The organism is Sphingobium fluviale (assembly GCF_004122115.1).
In the GTDB taxonomy this organism is placed as follows: domain Bacteria; phylum Pseudomonadota; class Alphaproteobacteria; order Sphingomonadales; family Sphingomonadaceae; genus Sphingobium; species Sphingobium fluviale.
This window is the reverse complement of record NZ_SBKP01000015.1, coordinates 24,884-40,633: the sequence shown is the minus strand read 5'-3', so window position 1 is coordinate 40,633 and position 15,750 is coordinate 24,884. Positions and strand designations below refer to the sequence as shown.

General features: G+C 62.0%; 17 protein-coding genes and 2 tRNA genes. 7 read left to right on the top strand and 12 right to left on the bottom strand.

Going from position 1 to position 15,750, the window contains the following annotated elements:
* Positions 1–57 precede the first annotated feature (57 nt).
* Positions 58–147 (top strand) — tRNA-Ser (locus EQG66_RS13040).
* A 93-nt stretch (positions 148–240) separates the two neighbouring features.
* On the opposite strand, the gene EQG66_RS13035 is transcribed toward EQG66_RS13040, so the two are convergent.
* The 4 genes from EQG66_RS13035 to tkt all read right to left on the bottom strand — a co-directional run bounded on the left by EQG66_RS13035 (position 241) and on the right by tkt (position 5,477).
* On the bottom strand, positions 241–1,146 hold the full coding sequence (locus EQG66_RS13035; protein WP_129405034.1) for a fructose bisphosphate aldolase: 906 nt from the start codon (positions 1,144–1,146) through the stop codon (positions 241–243).
* Positions 1,147–1,204: 58 nt separating this feature from the next.
* Positions 1,205–2,368: a phosphoglycerate kinase gene (locus EQG66_RS13030; protein ID WP_245988090.1), complete on the bottom strand. Its 1,164-nt coding sequence runs from the start codon at positions 2,366–2,368 to the stop codon at positions 1,205–1,207.
* A 94-nt stretch (positions 2,369–2,462) separates the two neighbouring features.
* Positions 2,463–3,473 (bottom strand): type I glyceraldehyde-3-phosphate dehydrogenase, encoded by a 1,011-nt coding sequence (gene gap, locus EQG66_RS13025; RefSeq protein ID WP_129405032.1) that lies wholly within the window; start codon positions 3,471–3,473, stop codon positions 2,463–2,465.
* A gap of 33 nt (positions 3,474–3,506) precedes the next feature.
* Positions 3,507–5,477, bottom strand: coding sequence for a transketolase (tkt, locus tag EQG66_RS13020; RefSeq protein ID WP_129405031.1), 1,971 nt, complete (start codon positions 5,475–5,477; stop codon positions 3,507–3,509).
* A 202-nt stretch (positions 5,478–5,679) separates the two neighbouring features.
* Here tkt and EQG66_RS13015 point away from each other — a divergent pair, with 202 nt between their 5' ends.
* The 5 genes from EQG66_RS13015 to EQG66_RS12995 all read left to right on the top strand — a co-directional run bounded on the left by EQG66_RS13015 (position 5,680) and on the right by EQG66_RS12995 (position 7,478).
* On the top strand, positions 5,680–5,868 hold the full coding sequence (locus EQG66_RS13015; RefSeq protein WP_129405030.1) for a hypothetical protein: 189 nt from the start codon (positions 5,680–5,682) through the stop codon (positions 5,866–5,868).
* Entirely contained in the window at positions 5,861–6,208 is a 348-nt protein-coding gene (locus EQG66_RS13010; RefSeq protein ID WP_129405029.1) for a cell division protein ZapA, read from the top strand. The genes EQG66_RS13015 and EQG66_RS13010 overlap by 8 nt, the downstream gene beginning before the upstream one ends.
* A 317-nt stretch (positions 6,209–6,525) precedes the next feature.
* On the top strand, positions 6,526–7,101 hold the full coding sequence (locus EQG66_RS13005) for a 5-formyltetrahydrofolate cyclo-ligase (RefSeq protein WP_129405028.1): 576 nt from the start codon (positions 6,526–6,528) through the stop codon (positions 7,099–7,101).
* Positions 7,098–7,322, top strand: a complete 225-nt coding sequence (locus EQG66_RS13000; protein WP_129405027.1) for a DUF2842 domain-containing protein — start codon at positions 7,098–7,100, stop codon at positions 7,320–7,322. Before EQG66_RS13005 ends, EQG66_RS13000 begins: the two co-directional genes overlap by 4 nt.
* Positions 7,323–7,401: 79 nt before the next feature.
* Positions 7,402–7,478: transfer RNA gene (locus EQG66_RS12995), tRNA-Asp, on the top strand.
* 179 nt (positions 7,479–7,657) lie between these two features.
* Here the strand turns inward: EQG66_RS12995 and EQG66_RS12990 are convergent.
* From EQG66_RS12990 to EQG66_RS12965, 6 genes are all read right to left on the bottom strand, one after another.
* Positions 7,658–8,794: a site-specific DNA-methyltransferase gene (locus EQG66_RS12990; protein ID WP_129405026.1), complete on the bottom strand. Its 1,137-nt coding sequence runs from the start codon at positions 8,792–8,794 to the stop codon at positions 7,658–7,660.
* A gap of 211 nt (positions 8,795–9,005) precedes the next feature.
* The gene (gene rnhB, locus EQG66_RS12985; protein WP_129405025.1) at positions 9,006–9,569 is read right to left on the bottom strand and encodes a ribonuclease HII; all 564 of its coding nucleotides are present in this window, start codon (positions 9,567–9,569) and stop codon (positions 9,006–9,008) included.
* Complete coding sequence (thiD, locus tag EQG66_RS12980; protein WP_129405024.1) at positions 9,566–10,321, bottom strand: bifunctional hydroxymethylpyrimidine kinase/phosphomethylpyrimidine kinase; 756 nt, start codon at positions 10,319–10,321, stop codon at positions 9,566–9,568. The genes rnhB and thiD overlap by 4 nt, the downstream gene beginning before the upstream one ends.
* 142 nt (positions 10,322–10,463) lie before the next feature.
* Positions 10,464–10,688, bottom strand: a complete 225-nt coding sequence (locus EQG66_RS12975) for a DUF1272 domain-containing protein (RefSeq protein ID WP_129405023.1) — start codon at positions 10,686–10,688, stop codon at positions 10,464–10,466.
* On the bottom strand, positions 10,688–12,028 hold the full coding sequence (glmM, locus tag EQG66_RS12970) for a phosphoglucosamine mutase (protein WP_129405022.1): 1,341 nt from the start codon (positions 12,026–12,028) through the stop codon (positions 10,688–10,690). Before glmM ends, EQG66_RS12975 begins: the two co-directional genes overlap by 1 nt.
* A 68-nt stretch (positions 12,029–12,096) precedes the next feature.
* Complete coding sequence (locus tag EQG66_RS12965) at positions 12,097–13,674, bottom strand: peptide MFS transporter (RefSeq protein ID WP_425470251.1); 1,578 nt, start codon at positions 13,672–13,674, stop codon at positions 12,097–12,099.
* Between the two features lie 133 nt (positions 13,675–13,807).
* Between EQG66_RS12965 and EQG66_RS12960 the strand changes: the two genes are divergently transcribed.
* Positions 13,808–14,395, top strand: a complete 588-nt coding sequence (locus EQG66_RS12960) for a nitroreductase family protein (RefSeq protein WP_129405047.1) — start codon at positions 13,808–13,810, stop codon at positions 14,393–14,395.
* A gap of 57 nt (positions 14,396–14,452) precedes the next feature.
* Here the strand turns inward: EQG66_RS12960 and rplS are convergent, their stop codons facing one another.
* Together rplS and trmD are read right to left on the bottom strand one after the other, a co-directional pair.
* A complete protein-coding gene (gene rplS, locus EQG66_RS12955) occupies positions 14,453–14,824 on the bottom strand; it encodes a 50S ribosomal protein L19 (protein WP_129405021.1) in 372 nt (123 codons plus the stop codon).
* A 40-nt stretch (positions 14,825–14,864) separates the two neighbouring features.
* Positions 14,865–15,569, bottom strand: coding sequence for a tRNA (guanosine(37)-N1)-methyltransferase TrmD (trmD, locus tag EQG66_RS12950; protein ID WP_129405020.1), 705 nt, complete (start codon positions 15,567–15,569; stop codon positions 14,865–14,867).
* Positions 15,570–15,750 lie beyond the last annotated feature (181 nt).

The window sequence follows — 15,750 nt, the reverse complement described above, 5'->3', positions numbered from 1 at the left end:
TCTCCACCCGCCGATATGAAGGCGCGCGCCGGGCAGCTCTTGCCTCTGGTGTCGCAAGGACAGGTGGCCGAGTGGTTTAAGGCAGCGGTCTTGAAAACCGCCGTGGGTGTAAGCTCACCGTGGGTTCGAATCCCACCCTGTCCGCCATCTCCTATATTCCAGGAATAGCAGCACTATAGCCGCAAAAATAATGGGCGGGAGTTGCCTCCCTCCCGTCTTGCGTTCGTTATAGCCGTGCTCTTATGCCGGGCTAAGCGCCTTGGCCGTCGAGGCCGCATGGATCTCGTCGATCGCGCCGCCAAGCGAAGCGTTGAACTCGGCGTCAGACATCTGGTGGCGCAGATCTTCTAGCAACGCGCGGCTGAAGCTCGCGATGATGCCGCGATTCTTGGACAACTCGACACAGGCCTCAGGGCGTTTGTAGCCGCCCGATAGCGCCACGACGCGTAGCACGCGCGGATGATCGACCAGCGCATCGAAATGACCCGGCATCACCGGCAGGCTGACCTTCAGCATCACCTTGGCGTCGCCCGGCATGGCGCTCAGCTGCCTGGTCAGTTCATCAAGCAGGATCGCATCGGCCTCGGCGCGCTCAGGGCTCTTGATGTTGATCTCCGGCTCCAGCATCGGCACGAGGCCGCCCGCGAGAACCTGTTGCCCAACCTCGATCTGCTGGCGCACGATGGCAGCAATGCCCTCGCGGTTCGCGAGGTTGATGACCGAACGCTCCTTGGTGCCGAACACGCCCAAGCCCTTGGCGCGGGCGAGCAGCGCATCCAGCTCTGGCATCGGCTTCATCATCTGAACGCCGTTGGCTTCGTCTTCCAGACCCTTGTCAATCTTGATGAAGGGCACAACGCCACGCTCGATCAGTGCCTGCGGGGTGGGCTTGCCGTCAACCTGGCCATCCATTGTGCGCTCAAACAGGATCGCGCCGATCACCTTGTCGCCATTGAAGCACGGTGCGGTGATGATCCGGCTGCGCATGGCGTGAATCAGGCCGAACATCTCTTCGTCGCCCGAATAGGCGCTTTCCTCGATGCCATAGCCCAGTAGCGCCTTGGGGGTCGATCCGCCGCTCTGGTCAAGCGCGGCGATAAAGCCGTTACCATCGGCGATTTTCTTGGTCATATCGTGTGTTTGCATCTGCACATGCTCCGCTTTGCTGTGCCGGCCTATAGCCAGCGAAATGTCCCCATTAGAATCAGTTCATTAAAGCTTTGACACCCGGCAGCTCCTTGCCTTCCATCCACTCAAGGAAGGCGCCGCCTGCTGTTGAGACAAAGCTGAAATCGGCGCCCACGCCAGCATGGTTGAGCGCGGCAACGGTATCCCCGCCACCCGCGACCGAAACCAGCGAGCCTTCCTTGGTCAACGCCGCCGCCGTGCGGGCGAGCGCGACCGTCGCCGTGTCAAACGGTGCCATCTCGAACGCGCCCATCGGCCCGTTCCACACCAGAGTGCGGCATGTCTTCAGCACATCGGCCAGCGCCTCGACCGCCGCGGGGCCGACATCGAGGATCATCTCGTCTGCCCCGACTTCATGCACGTTGCAGGTGCGGACCGAAGGCGGATTGGCCGCGAATTCCTTTGCAACCACCACATCATAGGGCAGATGGATCGTGCACCCGGCGGCATCCGCCGCGTCCATGATCTTCTCCGCCGTCTCGGCAAGATCATGCTCGCACAAGGACTTGCCGACATCGACCCCGCGCGCGGCGAGAAACGTGTTCGCCATGCCGCCGCCAATGATGAGATGATCGACCTTGGTCATCAGGTTGGTCAGCACGTCGAGCTTCGAGGACACCTTCGCCCCGCCGACGACAGCGGCCACCGGCTTCACCGGGCTGCCCAGTGCGGCGGCAAGCGCGTCCAGTTCTTTCTCCATCGAACGACCGGCGAAGGCAGGCAGCACATGCGCCAGCCCCTCGGTAGAGGCATGGGCGCGGTGCGCGGCGGAAAAAGCATCGTTGACATAGAGATCGCCCAGCGCAGCAAAACGGCTGACCACCGCCGGATCATTCTTTTCCTCGCCCCCGAAGAAGCGGGTATTTTCCAGAACCGCAATGTCACCGGGCTGAAGGGCGGCAACCGCAGCAGCGTCACCCTCCCAATCCACATACTGGACTGGGCGGCCCAGAACATCCGACAAGGGCTTTACTACCTGCGCCAGCGAAAACTCTGCGCTTGGCTGCCCCTTCGGACGACCGAAATGCGCGAGCACCAGCACGGTCGCACCCCGGTCAGACAGTTCGTTGATCGTCGGCATGGCAGCACGCAGGCGGGTGTCGTCACTGACCTTGCCGTCCTGCATAGGTACATTAAGGTCTTCACGCACCAGCACCCGCTTGCCGCGAATATCGCCCATATCATCGAGGGTCTTGAAGGGTTTCACGTTACACTTCCCTATCATGCGAAACCGCCCGCCGGTCTGGTGACGAGCGGGCGGTTGAGTATTCAGATCAGAGGAACTTCGCCACCACGCCTGATGTGTCGATCATGCGGTTGGAGAAGCCCCATTCATTGTCATACCAGGAGAGGACGCGAACGAGGTTGCCATCGATCACCGCCGTTTCGAGGCTGTCCACGGTCGAGCTGCGCGGATCGGTGTTGTAATCGATCGAAACCAGCGGCTCATCCGAATAGCCGAGCACGCCCTTCAGCGGGCCATTCTCTGAAGCCGCCTTCAGCAGGCCGTTTACCTCGTCAACAGTCGTTGCGCGCTTGGAGATGAACTTCAGGTCCACCACCGAGACGTTCGGCGTCGGCACACGGACAGACGAGCCATCGAGCTTGCCCTTCAGTTCAGGCAGAACCTCACCCACGGCGCGGGCTGCGCCAGTGGTGGTCGGGATCATCGAGACAGCGGCGGCACGAGCGCGGCGCATATCCTTGTGCAGCTGATCCAGCGTGTTCTGATCGTTGGTGTAACTGTGGATCGTGGTCATGAAGCCCTTTTCGATGCCCACGGCGTCATGCAGAACCTTCGCCAGCGGGGCGAGGCAGTTGGTGGTGCAGCTCGCGTTCGAGATCACGATATCGTCTGCGGTCAGCGCGTCGTGGTTGACGCCGAACACGATGGTCTTGTCCACGCCGGTTGCGGGGGCAGAGATGACCACGCGCTTGGCGCCAGCGGTGAGGTGGGCCGATGCCTTCGCCTTGTCGGCAAAGATGCCGGTACATTCCAGAGCGATCTGCACACCATTGGCGGCATGGGGCAGGTTCGCGGGATCGCGCTCTGCGGTCACCTGAATACGCTTGCCGTTGATGATAAGGTCGGTGCCGTCGACCTCGACCGTGCCGGCGAAATTACCGTGCACGCTGTCACGCTTGAACAGCAGTGCGTTGGTCTTGGCATCGCCCAGATCGTTGATGCTGACCAGTTCCAGGTCATGATCCGTGCGCGAGAGGATCGCGCGGGCGACGAGACGGCCGATGCGGCCAAAACCATTGATTGCTACTTTGACAGCCACTGTTCTAGCTCCTGCTTGTTATTCACTATCCGTTTAATCGTTCAGTGCCGCAACGATCTGCGGCGTGATCTTGTCCGCCGTCAGGCCGAAATGGTCGTACAGCGCCTCTATGGGCGCGGATGCGCCGAAAGTGTCAATGCCGAAACGCAAGCCGTTGATCCCGGTGATCGCTTCCCAGCCGAAAGTGGTTCCTGCCTCGATCGAGACGCGCAGCACATTGTGCGGCAATATCTCGTCACGATAGCTGGCAGGCTGCGCCATAAAGCGGTTCCATGACGGCATCGAGACAACATCCGCGCCGATGCCGTGCGTCTCAAGGTTGAGCGCTACAGCCATCGCGATTTCGACTTCGGAGCCCGTGGCGATGATCACGACCTTGCGGTCTTCACCGGACGCGAACAACCGGTATGCACCACGCGCGCAGCGGTTTTCTGCTGCTTCCGTGCGCAACTGGGGCAGGTTCTGTCGGGTCAGAGCCAGCACCGAGGGCGTGTTTTCGTTGCGTAGCGCCAGCTCCCAGCACTCCGCCGTCTCGATCACGTCGGCCGGGCGGAACACCTCCAGATTGGGGATCATACGCAACGACATGATATGCTCGATCGGCTGGTGCGTCGGGCCATCTTCGCCGAGGCCGATGCTGTCATGCGTCAGCACATATACAACCCGCTGACGCTGAAGCGCGGACATGCGGATCGCGTTGCGGCAATAGTCTGAGAACACCAGGAAGGTGCCGCCATAGGGAATGATGCCGCCGTGCAGCGCCATGCCGTTCATCGCGGCGGCCATGCCGAACTCGCGGATGCCGTAATAGACATAGCGGCCGTCGTAGCTCTCCGGCCCGAACGGCGTGGTCGCCTTGGTCTTGGTATTGTTGGAGCCGGTTAGGTCCGCCGAACCGCCGACCATCTCCGGCACAGCGGCGGTCAGCACTTCCAGCGCCATTTCCGATGCCTTGCGGGTGGCGACTTTCTTGGGGTCCGCCAGCAGGCCGTCGATATAGCTCTTGAGGCCCAGATCACCATCGGGCAATTCGCCCGCCATGCGGCGCTCAAACTCCGCCTTGTTGGCGGAAGCAGCAAGCCGCGCTTCCCATTCGGCACGGGCCGCATCGCCACGCTTGCCCGCAAGCTCCCACTCGGCCTTGATGTCTGCCGGAATCTCGAACGGCGCATGCGCCCAGCCCAGCTCGGCGCGCGCAGCGGCAATCTCGTCTCCGCCGAGCGGCGAACCATGCACGCTGTGGCCGCCTTGCTTGTTGGGCGCACCTTTGCCGATGATCGTGCGGCAGGCCACCAGCGACGGGCGGGGATCGGCGGCGGCTTCAGAAAGCGCGCGGCGGATGTCCGCAAAATCATGCCCGTCACAGCTCACCACATGCCAGTCGGTCGCGACATAGCGCGCCTTGATATCCTCGCTCGACGACATATTCACATCACCGTCAATGGTGATGCGGTTGTCGTCCCACAACACGTTCAGGCGGCCGAGCTTCAGATGCCCGGCAAGGCCGATCGCCTCATGGTTGATGCCCTCCATCAGGCAGCCGTCACCCGCGATCACCCATGTCTTGTGATCGACCAGATCGTCACCGAATACCCCGTTCAGATGCCGCTCGGCCATCGCCATGCCGACCGCCATCGCCAGCCCCTGCCCCAGTGGCCCGGTGGTGCATTCCACGCCCGGCAGCTCGAAATTTTCAGGATGGCCCGCGCAAGGGCTGTGCAACTGGCGAAAGTTGCGGATGTCGTCCATCGTCGGGCGCGCATAGCCGGATAGGTGCAGCAGCGCGTAGATCAGCATCGAGCCATGGCCGGCGGAAAGTACGAAGCGGTCCCGGTCCGCCCAGTGCGGCGCGGTGGCATCGAACTTCAGGAAATCACGAAACAGGACTGTAGCAACATCAGCCATGCCCATCGGCATGCCGGGGTGGCCGCTGTTTGCCGCCTGCACCGCATCCATAGCGAGCGCCCGGATCGCGTTGGCCATCGTCTGTTCGGAAATGCTCATCGGACGGGTGCCTTATCTTCGCGGGTTGGCGGATGCGTTCGCGCTTGCGCGAGTCGCTGCTTGCGCGGTTCCTTTGTCCCGCTATCCGTGAGTCGTCAACCACGGCAACCATCATTCCGGGCTTCATTCCGGCTTTGTCCAGCCGAAATCGACGAAATCTGGGTGCTTGTGCGGGCTTCGTAGATGTTGCTATGACCAGCCCATGCCAAACAGCTCCCTTCATGACGCCATCGACCGACTAGACCGCGCAGTTGCATCCGCTGAAACAGCCCTTGCCGGGCGCGATGCACAGACGCTTGCGCTGGCCGCACGGAAAGACGCCGCTGTTCGTGAGGCACTCGAAGAGCTGGACGGTCTGATCGCAGCGCTCAATGGAGGGCGCAATGGCTGAAGTCACGCTCGATATTGCTGGCCGCCATTATGATGTGCATTGCCGCGACGGCGAGGAAGCCCAGCTGCGCCGCCTTGCCGCGATCATCGATGAAAAGACGAGCGTGGCGCGCCGGGCCTCTCCCGGCCTCACCGAAGTTCGGCAGCTGTTGTTCGCGGCTATCCTGCTGGCAGACGAGCTGAACGATCTGCACGCGCAGGGCATGGCGCAGGGCGCGCTCGATCTGCCGCTTGCATCGGCTCATGCCGACGAACAGGGTGCCGCCGCAAAGCTCGATGCCATTGCGGCGCGCATCGAAACTTTAGCGCAAAAGCTTGCGGGAACGCCTGCCTTACCCTAGATAGGGCAGCGGCGGGTACTGCCCGGCACGAGCCTTTGCGAACATCCCTGAGGCGATATCACTTCCTAGGGGGCTGTCCCTGTGCGGGTCCTGGCCCGACATATATGGTCCCCACCTGACGTTGAGGCGTCAGAGGATATTCCGGCAAACGACCACGGCGGTCCCGCCAACCGCCATTCCGTTGATACGGGCCTGCAAAGCGCGATCTTCTGCGCTCCGGTGCTCACGTGCATTTGAGCACGCTGCGCTCCGGTGCTCGAACATCACACTTTTCGGCTCCGTCTGAACAGAATACCAACATTTCGCCGGGGCACATTTTGAACGACCAACAGAACAAGTCCGCCCTGCGCCTGTCCGCTCGTGCTACGCGCGCGGCGTTTGTGGAGGGGCTGGACCAGATGGCCCACCGCCTCGCCTTTCATGCGCTGCCTAGCCCGGTGCGTGCGCTGCTGGCGGGCCGGCAGACGATAGCTCTTTACGCCCCAGTGAACGACGAAGCCCCCGCTCTGCGCCTTGCCGAATCGCTGATTGCGGAGGGCAAGACTCTGTGCTTGCCGCGCGCGGTGGATCGGATGGGCACGATGGAGTTTCGTGCGTGGTCACCGGGTGAACCACTGGAGGACGGCCCCTTCGGCACCCGCAATCCCTCACAAGAAGCGTCGCTATGCCACCCTGATGCTATCATTGCGCCGCTGCTGGCGTTTGACGCGCGGCTGATGCGGCTGGGGCAAGGCGGCGGCTATTATGACCGCGCCTTCGCCCGCTATGAGCATGCGTTGCGCATCGGCCTCGCATGGTCGGTGCAAGAGGTTGACACCGTACCCGCCGATCCGTGGGATATGCCGCTGCACCTTGTCATCACCGAGCGCAGCCTGATAGAGGCTTCCGCATGATCGGCGCCCCTCCCCCGCCAAGCTGGCGCAAGCCTGCGGGCATGTTTGCCATATTGGGTCTTATCGCGCTTTGGGCGTTCATCATCGGCAGCCTGTCCGAGCCTTTGGCCCGCCTGCCCGGCTGGGCGCAGATCCCGGTTTATGTGGTGAGCGGCATCATCTGGATCATGCCGCTAAAGCCGCTCTTGCAGTGGATGGAGACAGGGCGATGGAGGGCTTGAAAGCCTTTCAGCATTAATTACGCGGCGGGTGTTGACAGCACCCTCCCCATCCGATAGCTGGCCCCTCCACACCTGATGCGCGGGTGTAGCTCAGTTGGTTAGAGCGCCGGCCTGTCACGCCGGAGGTCGCGGGTTCGAGCCCCGTCACTCGCGCCATTTCTTGCGGTTTTGCCCTATCAGGCAGAAAAGCCGCCTTCCTCAAAAATATGAAAAATGTGCGCGGCTGATAGAGCGCGCTGCGTTACATCTGGATCAGTCAGCGCGCTCTCGGTTATTGTTTTGTTGCATCGTTTTAAGGCAAAACCGGTTCCCACTTTTGCGCACGATGCTCTAGCTCAAGGTTCCGTCGCCAACAGATAGTTCTGGCGCAGCGTATCGAGCGGCTTGAGGCCGTCCGCGCTATCCACCTGCCAGAATGTCCAGCCATTGCAACTCGGTGCGCCTTGCAGCTTGGCGCCAAGGCCATGGATAGAGCCGGTCTCGCCTTCACATTCCAGCGAACCATCCGCGCGCACCACAGCCTTCCAGCGGCGCTTTGTATCGCATAGCGTCGCGCCGGGGCTAAGCAGGCCCGTCTCTACCAGAGTGCCGAACGCGACCTTGGGCGCCTGGCGCGGCGTCTGCATGATCGCGACCGCGCTCTCATCGAGCGGTAGCGCCGCCTCGATCCGTTCCAGCGCCGCCTCGATATAGCTCTCCTCGCGCTCGATGCCGATCCACTTGCGGCCAAGCCGCTTGGCGACCGCGCCGGTCGTCCCGGTGCCGAAGAAGGGATCGAGTACCACATCGCCCGGCTTGGTGCAGGCGAGCATGACGCGATACAGCAGGCTTTCCGGTTTCTGCGTCGGGTGAACCTTGGTGCCACCCTTTTTCAACCGCTCCTGCCCGCCGCAGATGGGCAGCACCCAGTCAGAGCGCATCTGCAGCTCATCGTTCAGCGTCTTCATCGCGCGATAGTTGAAGGTATATTTCGCCTTCTCGCTCTGGCTCGCCCAGATGAGCGTCTCATGCGCATTAGTGAAGCGGGTGCCTTTGAAATTGGGCATCGGGTTCGCCTTGCGCCAGATAATGTCGTTGAGGATCCAGAAGCCCTGATCCTGCAGACTGGCACCGACGCGGAAGATATTGTGATAGCTGCCGATCACCCAGAGCGTGCCTGTGGGCTTCAATATGCGCCGCGCTTCGCGCAGCCAATCGCGCGTAAAGGCGTCATAGGCGGCAAAGCTGTCGAACTTGTCCCACGCGTCGGTCACGGCATCGACATGGCTGCCATCGGGGCGGGAGAGGTCGCCGCCAAGCTGGAGGTTATAGGGCGGATCGGCAAAGATCATGTCGACGCAGGCATCGGGAAGCGCTCGCATAGCGGCGATGCAATCGCCACGGATCAACCGATCCGTCTCGAGCGCGACCTCCGGCACAGCGATTGCCACTGCCTTCGCCTTGCGCCTGTCTACCCGTTCCAACACACCCATGATATTTCCCCCGAACTGTTCGAACGCCCGGCATGAATCCTCGGAATCCGCGCGTCAAGTTCGGTAAACATCGTTAATTTTCGGTTATCTGATGCAGGCCTGAGGTCCGAAACGGGAACAGGGACAGATATTGAGTCACCGGGATTCGACGGGACTCAATATATGGGGGTGTGGCACAAAAGACTCAGTGGTAAAGCCCGCCGCAAATTTATTATTGTTTTGCCAGCAGATCCCTGACCGGGGCAAAACTCGTGCGATGCAACGCACATGGCCCATGCCGCTCCAATGCCGCCATATGCGCCGCGCTGCCATAGCCCATATTGCGATCCCACCCGTAGTGCGGATGCGCCAGCGCCGCTTGCTTCATGATCCGATCGCGCGTTTCCTTGGCTATGATCGACGCAGCGGAGATGCACGGGTGCAGCGCATCGCCCCCCACCACCGCCTCGGCCTTGTATCGCCATTTCGGTAGGCGGTTGCCATCCACGAGGATATGCGCAGGCTCGCGCCCCAGCGCCTGAACCGCGCGGGTCATGGCGAGGAAGGTCGCCTGCAGGATATTGAGCGCGTCGATCTCCTCCACGCTCGCTTGCCCCACACCGATATGCAGCGCACGGGCGCGGATCTCTGCTTCGAGCGTGGCGCGGCGGCGGGAGGTGAGCTTCTTGCTGTCATCCAGCCCGATGATGGGGTCCGCAGGATTGAGGATGACGGCCGCGGCGACCACCGGGCCAGCCAGCGGCCCTCTCCCGGCCTCGTCAACCCCGGCGATCATGCAGAGAACGGCACGACAGGAAACCCCATCGGGCCATGCCCCTGCCCCAGCCCCGGCGCACAGGATAAGGCCGCGCGGACATACATGCGCGCGCGCGATACGGCATCGGGCAGGCGCATCCCCTGAGCCAACCCCGCCGCGATTGCGCTCGCCAATGTGCAGCCTGTGCCATGTGTATGCGGCGTGTCTATGCGCGCATCCTGCCAGATCGTTTCCGTGCCATCGGCCTCGATCAGCCGGTCGGTAAGCAGATCGCCCGCCCCATGCCCGCCCTTCACAAGCAGCGCGCAGCCGTACGCAAGTACGGCGCTTTCTCCGCCTAGCGCCGCCAGCTCCGGCAGATTGGGCGTCGTCAGCGTCACGATGCGCATCAGTCGGCCGAAAGCGGCGACTGTAGCTTCATCCGCCAACGCAGAGCCACTCGTCGCCACCATAACAGGGTCGAACACGATGGGGATGCCAGACAGCCCCTCCAGCCGATCCGCCACCGCATGCGCAGTTTCAGCAGAGCCGATCATACCGATCTTCACCGCATCCGTGCCGATGTCAGACAGCACGGCGTCAATCTGCGCGATAACCATATCGGTGGGCACAGGATGCACGCCGCTCACGCCGCACGTATTTTGCGCGGTAATCGCGGTGATCGCGGTCATCGCATGGCCGCCGAGCGCGGAGACGGCCTTGATGTCCGCCTGTATGCCTGCACCGCCACCACTGTCAGACCCGGCGATGATGAGGACGCGGGCAATCATCTATAAATTATTCGCGCAGAGGCGCAGAGAACACAGAGACACTGAGCGACATCTCTGCATCCTTTGCGGTCTCTGCGCGAAACTCGAAAATTATTGCCTCCCCGCATGCGCGGGGATGGCAGGGGCATGGGGAAGACGATACTCATCCCTTGTAGTAACGTACTGCGGAGGCCGGATTCTCTTTCAGAGCCTTGCCGCGCCGCGTCGGCCGATCGAGCAACTCGCCGCCGCAATTCGCGCAGCGATCGTCCAGCGCCTCGGCACATTCGGCGCAAAAGGTACATTCGAACGAACAGATGAACGCGCCGCCAGCATCAGCCGGAAGCTCAAGCCCGCATCGCTCGCAATCAGGCCGCATCTCCAGCATCAGGCGGCCACCCGCGCAACCTCAGCGCAGATGCGTTCCACCACGTCCTTAACCTGATCGGCGCTATCCCCCTCGGCCATCACTCGGATGACCGGCTCCGTGCCCGAAGGACGGATGACGAGGCGGCCCGTGCCGTTCAGCTCCGCTTCAGCCTGCGCGATCACCCGCTGAACATCGGCGTGATCAAGCGGCTTTCCGCCCGAAAAGCGCACATTCTTCAAAAGCTGCGGCACAGTGTCGAACTGGTGCATCAGCTCGCTCGCCCGCTTGCCAGAGCGGACCAGTGCGGCCAGCACCTGAAGCGCGGCGATGGTGCCGTCGCCAGTCGTCGCATAATCGGTGAGGATCATATGGCCGGATTGCTCGCCGCCGACATTATATCCGCCCGCGCGCATGGCCTCCAGCACATAACGGTCCCCTACTTTCGCACGCACGAGGTCAATGCCTCGCGCCTTCAAAAACCGCTCCAACCCCAGGTTAGACATCACCGTGGCGACAAGGCCGCCGCCCGCGAGCCGCCCCTCCTCCGCCCAGCGCGAAGCGATCAGCGCCATGATCTGGTCGCCATCGACAATCTGGCCTTTCTCGTCGACGATGATGAGCCGGTCCGCGTCGCCATCGAGCGCGATCCCGATGTCCGCGCCTGCCGACACCACCGTCTCCTGCAACAGCAAGGGCGACGTAGAGCCGCAGCCATCATTGATGTTCATGCCATTGGGCGTCACGCCGATGGCGATGACTTCCGCCCCCAACTCCCACAAAGCCGAAGGCGCGACCTGATAGGCTGCCCCATTGGCGCAATCGACCACGATCCGCAGGCCATCCAGCCGCAGATCAGCCGGAAAGCTCGATTTCACGGCGTGGATATAGCGTCCGCGCGCATCCTCCACCCGCCGCGCCCGGCCAATATCCTGCGGCGCAGCCAGCGCAATCTCCGCCTCGATCAGCGCCTCGATCTTCGTCTCGTCTTCGTCAGATAGCTTGTACCCATCCGGGCCGAACAGCTTGATGCCATTATCCTGAAACGGATTGTGACTGGCGGAGATCATCACGCCCAGGTCCGCGCGCATGGATTGCGCCAGCAGCGCCACGGCGGGCGTCGGGATCGGGCCGAACTGCACCACATCCATGCCAACGGACGTAAACCCGGCCACCAGCGCGTTTTCCACCATATAGCCCGAAAGCCGCGTATCCTTGCCGATCACGACCCGGTGACGATGGCTGCCGCGCAGGAAATGCTGGCCCGCCGCCATGCCGACTTTCATAGCCAGTTCGGCGGTCATCGGCCACTGGTTGGTTCGCCCTCTGATGCCGTCGGTTCCGAAATATGTCCTGCTCATATGCTGTGCTGTTCCTGCCGTAAAAGCCGCCTCCCCCGCTTAGCCAAAAGCAGGCGGAGCTGAAAGGGTCAACGATCTTGCAGCGCGTCAAGATGCATCCAGCGCCGCACTACAGGCGCGAGCGCCAGCACGCCCGCCGCAACCCCGATGCTGATCCAGCCGATCTGCGCATAGATGGCGAGCGTTGCCTCCTTGGTCATTTCGCCGCTGTCGCCGCCCGTCGCCTCTCCGATCTTGCCCGCGATGAAATTGCCCACAGCGCTCATATAAAACCAAGCGCCCATAATGAAGCTGGCGAGGTGCGCAGGCGCGAGCCGGTTCATCGCCGAAAGCCCGACGGGGGAGAGGCACAGCTCACCCATGGTGTGCAAGAGGAAGATCAGAAACACGAACACTACCGGCGTCGCCACGCCTGCCCCAACCCCTTGCGCACCCCATACGAACACAAGGAAACCCAGCCCCACCTGCAACAGCGCATAACCAAACTTGGCCGGGGCGGATGGCTCCCACCCCCGCTTCGCCAGCCAGACCCATAATGCCGCAAACACAGGGCCGAGCAGCACGATATAGATCGGGTTGATCGACTGAAACAGGCTGGTAGGCACGCCGCCTTTGTCGACAAACTTGTCGGTGTAGAGGCTGAGGCTGCCGCCTGCCTGCTCGAACAACCCCCAGAATATCGGATTGAGTGCGATCAGAAACAGGATGGCGAACATACGCTCGCGCGGCTCCTTGGGCAGCTTGAGCGCTTCATAAAGCGTATAGACCAGCATTGCCACGCCGGCGACGATCAGCAGGCTCTGGATCACATCCTGATACTGAATCAGCGCCCATATTACGACCACAGCGAGCGCGCCCAGCCCATAGAGCGTCCACTCCTGCGTGCGCGCCAGCGGGGCGGGTGCTTCGCCCTTGCCCATCAGCGCGGGCTTGCCCATCACGAATATGATGAGGCCGATCACCATGCCAATGCCAGCCAGCCCGAAGCCATATGACCAGCCGATCGTCTGGCCCAGATAGCCAACCAATATCGTGCCCAATGCCGCGCCCGCGTTCACGCCCATATAGAAGATCGTATAGGCGCCATCGCGCCGCGCATCCGTCAGGCGATAGAGCTGGCCGACGATGACCGAGATATTGGCCTTAAGGAAGCCGGAGCCGACGATGATAAGCGCAAGCGCCAGCCAGAAGATATTGATGGCGGGATCGGCCTGCTTCACCGCCGGGTCGGTTATGCCGTGCATGCCTTCCACCGCCATGAACCCATGTCCCAGCGCGAGGATGATACCGCCAAACAGCACCGCCTTGCGCTGGCCGAGATAGCGATCCGCCAGATACCCACCCAGCACAGGCGTGATGTAAACGAGGCTGGTATAAGTGCCATAAATCAGCGCCGATTTGCCATCGGTGAACAGCCAGAACTGTGTGAGATAGAGGATCAGCAGCGCGCGCATGCCATAATAGGAAAAGCGCTCCCACATCTCGGCGTAGAACAGCACAAAGAGCCCGCTGGGGTGGCCCAGAACCTCGGCGGATTTGCGCCTGCTCAGCGACAGGCCGAACGCCAGCACCCCGAATAGCGCGACAGCGGCGATGGCCGCAATCCAGTCACCCTCATTCCAGAGCGCCAGTTCCTTGATCTCCATCGGCCATCGTTCCTGTTATGTATGTTGCGCGCGGGCAGGATCGCTCGCCCGCTGTGTTTGCCAAGCCTAGCCGTCAAAATTTGAAAGCCAAGCCTCATTGTATATTCGCTATCAATTCCTTAGCTATGACGCGATGTTCAACGACACCTCCTCCCCGCTCGCCCTTCTGAAAACCCGCCGCTCTGGCAAGCCGCGCGATCTTGTTGCCCCCGGCCCGGATGACGCGCAACTGCGCACGATTCTTGAGATCGCGGGGCGCACCCCCGATCATGGAAAGCTCTTTCCGTGGCGCTTCGTGATCGTGCAGCCCGATCAGCGCGATGCGCTCGCCACACTGCTGGAGAGCGCCTATCTCGCCGAAAAGCCCGATGCGGGCAGGCTTGAGATTGCGGCAATGCACGAGTTCGCGCATCAGGCACCGTGCCTCGTCGTGGTCATGTACAGCCCACGGCCAGACAGCCATATCCCGCTGTGGGAGCAGGAACTATCGGCCGGCGCGGCGGCGATGAACCTCCTCCATGCGGTCCACGCCAGCGGCTTTGCCGGCGGCTGGCTCACTGCATGGCCAGCTTACTCCAATGCGGTGCGTGATGCCTTCGGTTCCGCGCCGGAGAAGATTGCAGGCTTTGTGTTCATCGGCACGCTGGGCAAACCGCAGGATGAGCGCCCCCGCCCGGACTATGACGCGGTAGTATCCACCTGGCAGCCACCCGCACCATAAAAAAGGCCCGCTCCAGCGGAGGAGCGAGCCCTTTTAAACGCAATTCCGTTTGCGCGATCAGCCCTCGGTAGGGCGATTGTCGCGGCGCTCGGCGATGCGGGCGCGCTTGCCGGTGCGGCCACGCAGATAATAGAGCTTGGCGCGACGCACGACGCCCTTGCGCACCACGGTGATGCTCTCGACATTGGGCGAATAGAGCGGGAAGACGCGCTCGACACCCTCGCCAAAGCTCATCTTGCGCACGGTGAAGTTGCTGCCCATGCCCTTGTTGGAGCGGGCGATGCATACGCCTTCATAGTTCTGAATACGGGTGCGCTCGCCTTCGACGACCTTCACGCCAACGCGCAGCGTGTCTCCCGCGCGGAATTCCGGGATGTCCTTGGATGCCTTGGCGATTTCCTCGGCTTCGATCTGCTGTATGAGGTTCATGCCTCTATTCCTTCGTCTGTCGTCGCGCGCCAGAGGCAGGTCAGTCCCGAACGCCCCTGTGGCGCTCCCAAAGGTCCGGCCTGCGTAACCGTGTATCATCCTCCGCCCGTTGTTTCCGCCAGGCGGCGATCTTCGCGTGATCCCCCGATCGCAACACTTCAGGGATCGCGCGCCCCTCCCACTCAGGTGGTCGGGTATAATGCGGATATTCGAGGAGGCCGCTTTCAAAGCTTTCCTCGATTCCACTCGAAGGGGCGCCCATTACGCCAGGAAGCAGGCGAATGCAAGCATCGAGGATGGTAAGCGCAGCCATCTCTCCGCCGGAGAGGATGATGTCCGTCAGCGAGACTTGCTCGATATGCGGGCGGGCCTCGAACAGGCGCTCGTCAAACCCCTCGAACCGACCGCAGAGGATCGTCAGCCCCGGCCCCGCTGCCAGCTCCCTTATCCTTTGCTGCGTGATGGGTGTGCCGCGCGGCGTCATGGCGAGGACGGGGCTTTCCGGGCGCAGCGCACTGGCGTGATCCACCGCTGCCGCCAGCACATCACACCGCAACACCATCCCCGCCCCGCCACCAGCGGGCGTATCATCAACGGTGCGATGTTTATCCGCTGCGAAATCGCGGATCTGGATCGGATCGCAGGACCATATGCCTTGGCTTAGCGCGCGGCCAGCGAGCGAGACACCGAGCGGGCCGGGGAACATCTCCGGGTAGAGGGTGAGGATTTGGGCGGCGAAGGTCATGGTCTACGCCGCAGAAACTGTAAAGTGAGCAGTGCACCAGGGACACCAACACAAATACTTAAAAACAGACACTGCAACACCCCCACGCCGACAAAGATCAGGATCAAACCTTCCATGTCAGACGGTGCATGATCATCTGGCCAAACCCACTTCAACAGTAATGAGAGTGGGAGTAATGATA

Excerpts from the sequence above, each read along its gene's own strand:
- EQG66_RS13035 (WP_129405034.1), bottom strand. The coding sequence starts at position 1,146 with ATGCAAACACACGATATGACCAAGAAAATCGCCGATGGTAACGGCTTT.
- EQG66_RS13030 (WP_245988090.1), bottom strand. The coding sequence starts at position 2,368 with ATGGGCGATATTCGCGGCAAGCGGGTGCTGGTGCGTGAAGACCTTAAT.
- tkt (WP_129405031.1), bottom strand. The coding sequence starts at position 5,477 with ATGAGCATTTCCGAACAGACGATGGCCAACGCGATCCGGGCGCTCGCT.
- EQG66_RS13015 (WP_129405030.1), top strand. The coding sequence starts at position 5,680 with ATGCCAAACAGCTCCCTTCATGACGCCATCGACCGACTAGACCGCGCA.
- EQG66_RS13010 (WP_129405029.1), top strand. The coding sequence starts at position 5,861 with ATGGCTGAAGTCACGCTCGATATTGCTGGCCGCCATTATGATGTGCAT.
- EQG66_RS13000 (WP_129405027.1), top strand. The coding sequence starts at position 7,098 with ATGATCGGCGCCCCTCCCCCGCCAAGCTGGCGCAAGCCTGCGGGCATG.
- EQG66_RS12990 (WP_129405026.1), bottom strand. The coding sequence starts at position 8,794 with ATGGGTGTGTTGGAACGGGTAGACAGGCGCAAGGCGAAGGCAGTGGCA.
- rnhB (WP_129405025.1), bottom strand. The coding sequence starts at position 9,569 with ATGATCGCCGGGGTTGACGAGGCCGGGAGAGGGCCGCTGGCTGGCCCG.
- thiD (WP_129405024.1), bottom strand. The coding sequence starts at position 10,321 with ATGATTGCCCGCGTCCTCATCATCGCCGGGTCTGACAGTGGTGGCGGT.
- EQG66_RS12975 (WP_129405023.1), bottom strand. The coding sequence starts at position 10,688 with ATGCTGGAGATGCGGCCTGATTGCGAGCGATGCGGGCTTGAGCTTCCG.
- glmM (WP_129405022.1), bottom strand. The coding sequence starts at position 12,028 with ATGAGCAGGACATATTTCGGAACCGACGGCATCAGAGGGCGAACCAAC.
- EQG66_RS12965 (WP_425470251.1), bottom strand. The coding sequence starts at position 13,674 with ATGGAGATCAAGGAACTGGCGCTCTGGAATGAGGGTGACTGGATTGCG.
- EQG66_RS12960 (WP_129405047.1), top strand. The coding sequence starts at position 13,808 with ATGTTCAACGACACCTCCTCCCCGCTCGCCCTTCTGAAAACCCGCCGC.
- rplS (WP_129405021.1), bottom strand. The coding sequence starts at position 14,824 with ATGAACCTCATACAGCAGATCGAAGCCGAGGAAATCGCCAAGGCATCC.
- trmD (WP_129405020.1), bottom strand. The coding sequence starts at position 15,569 with ATGACCTTCGCCGCCCAAATCCTCACCCTCTACCCGGAGATGTTCCCC.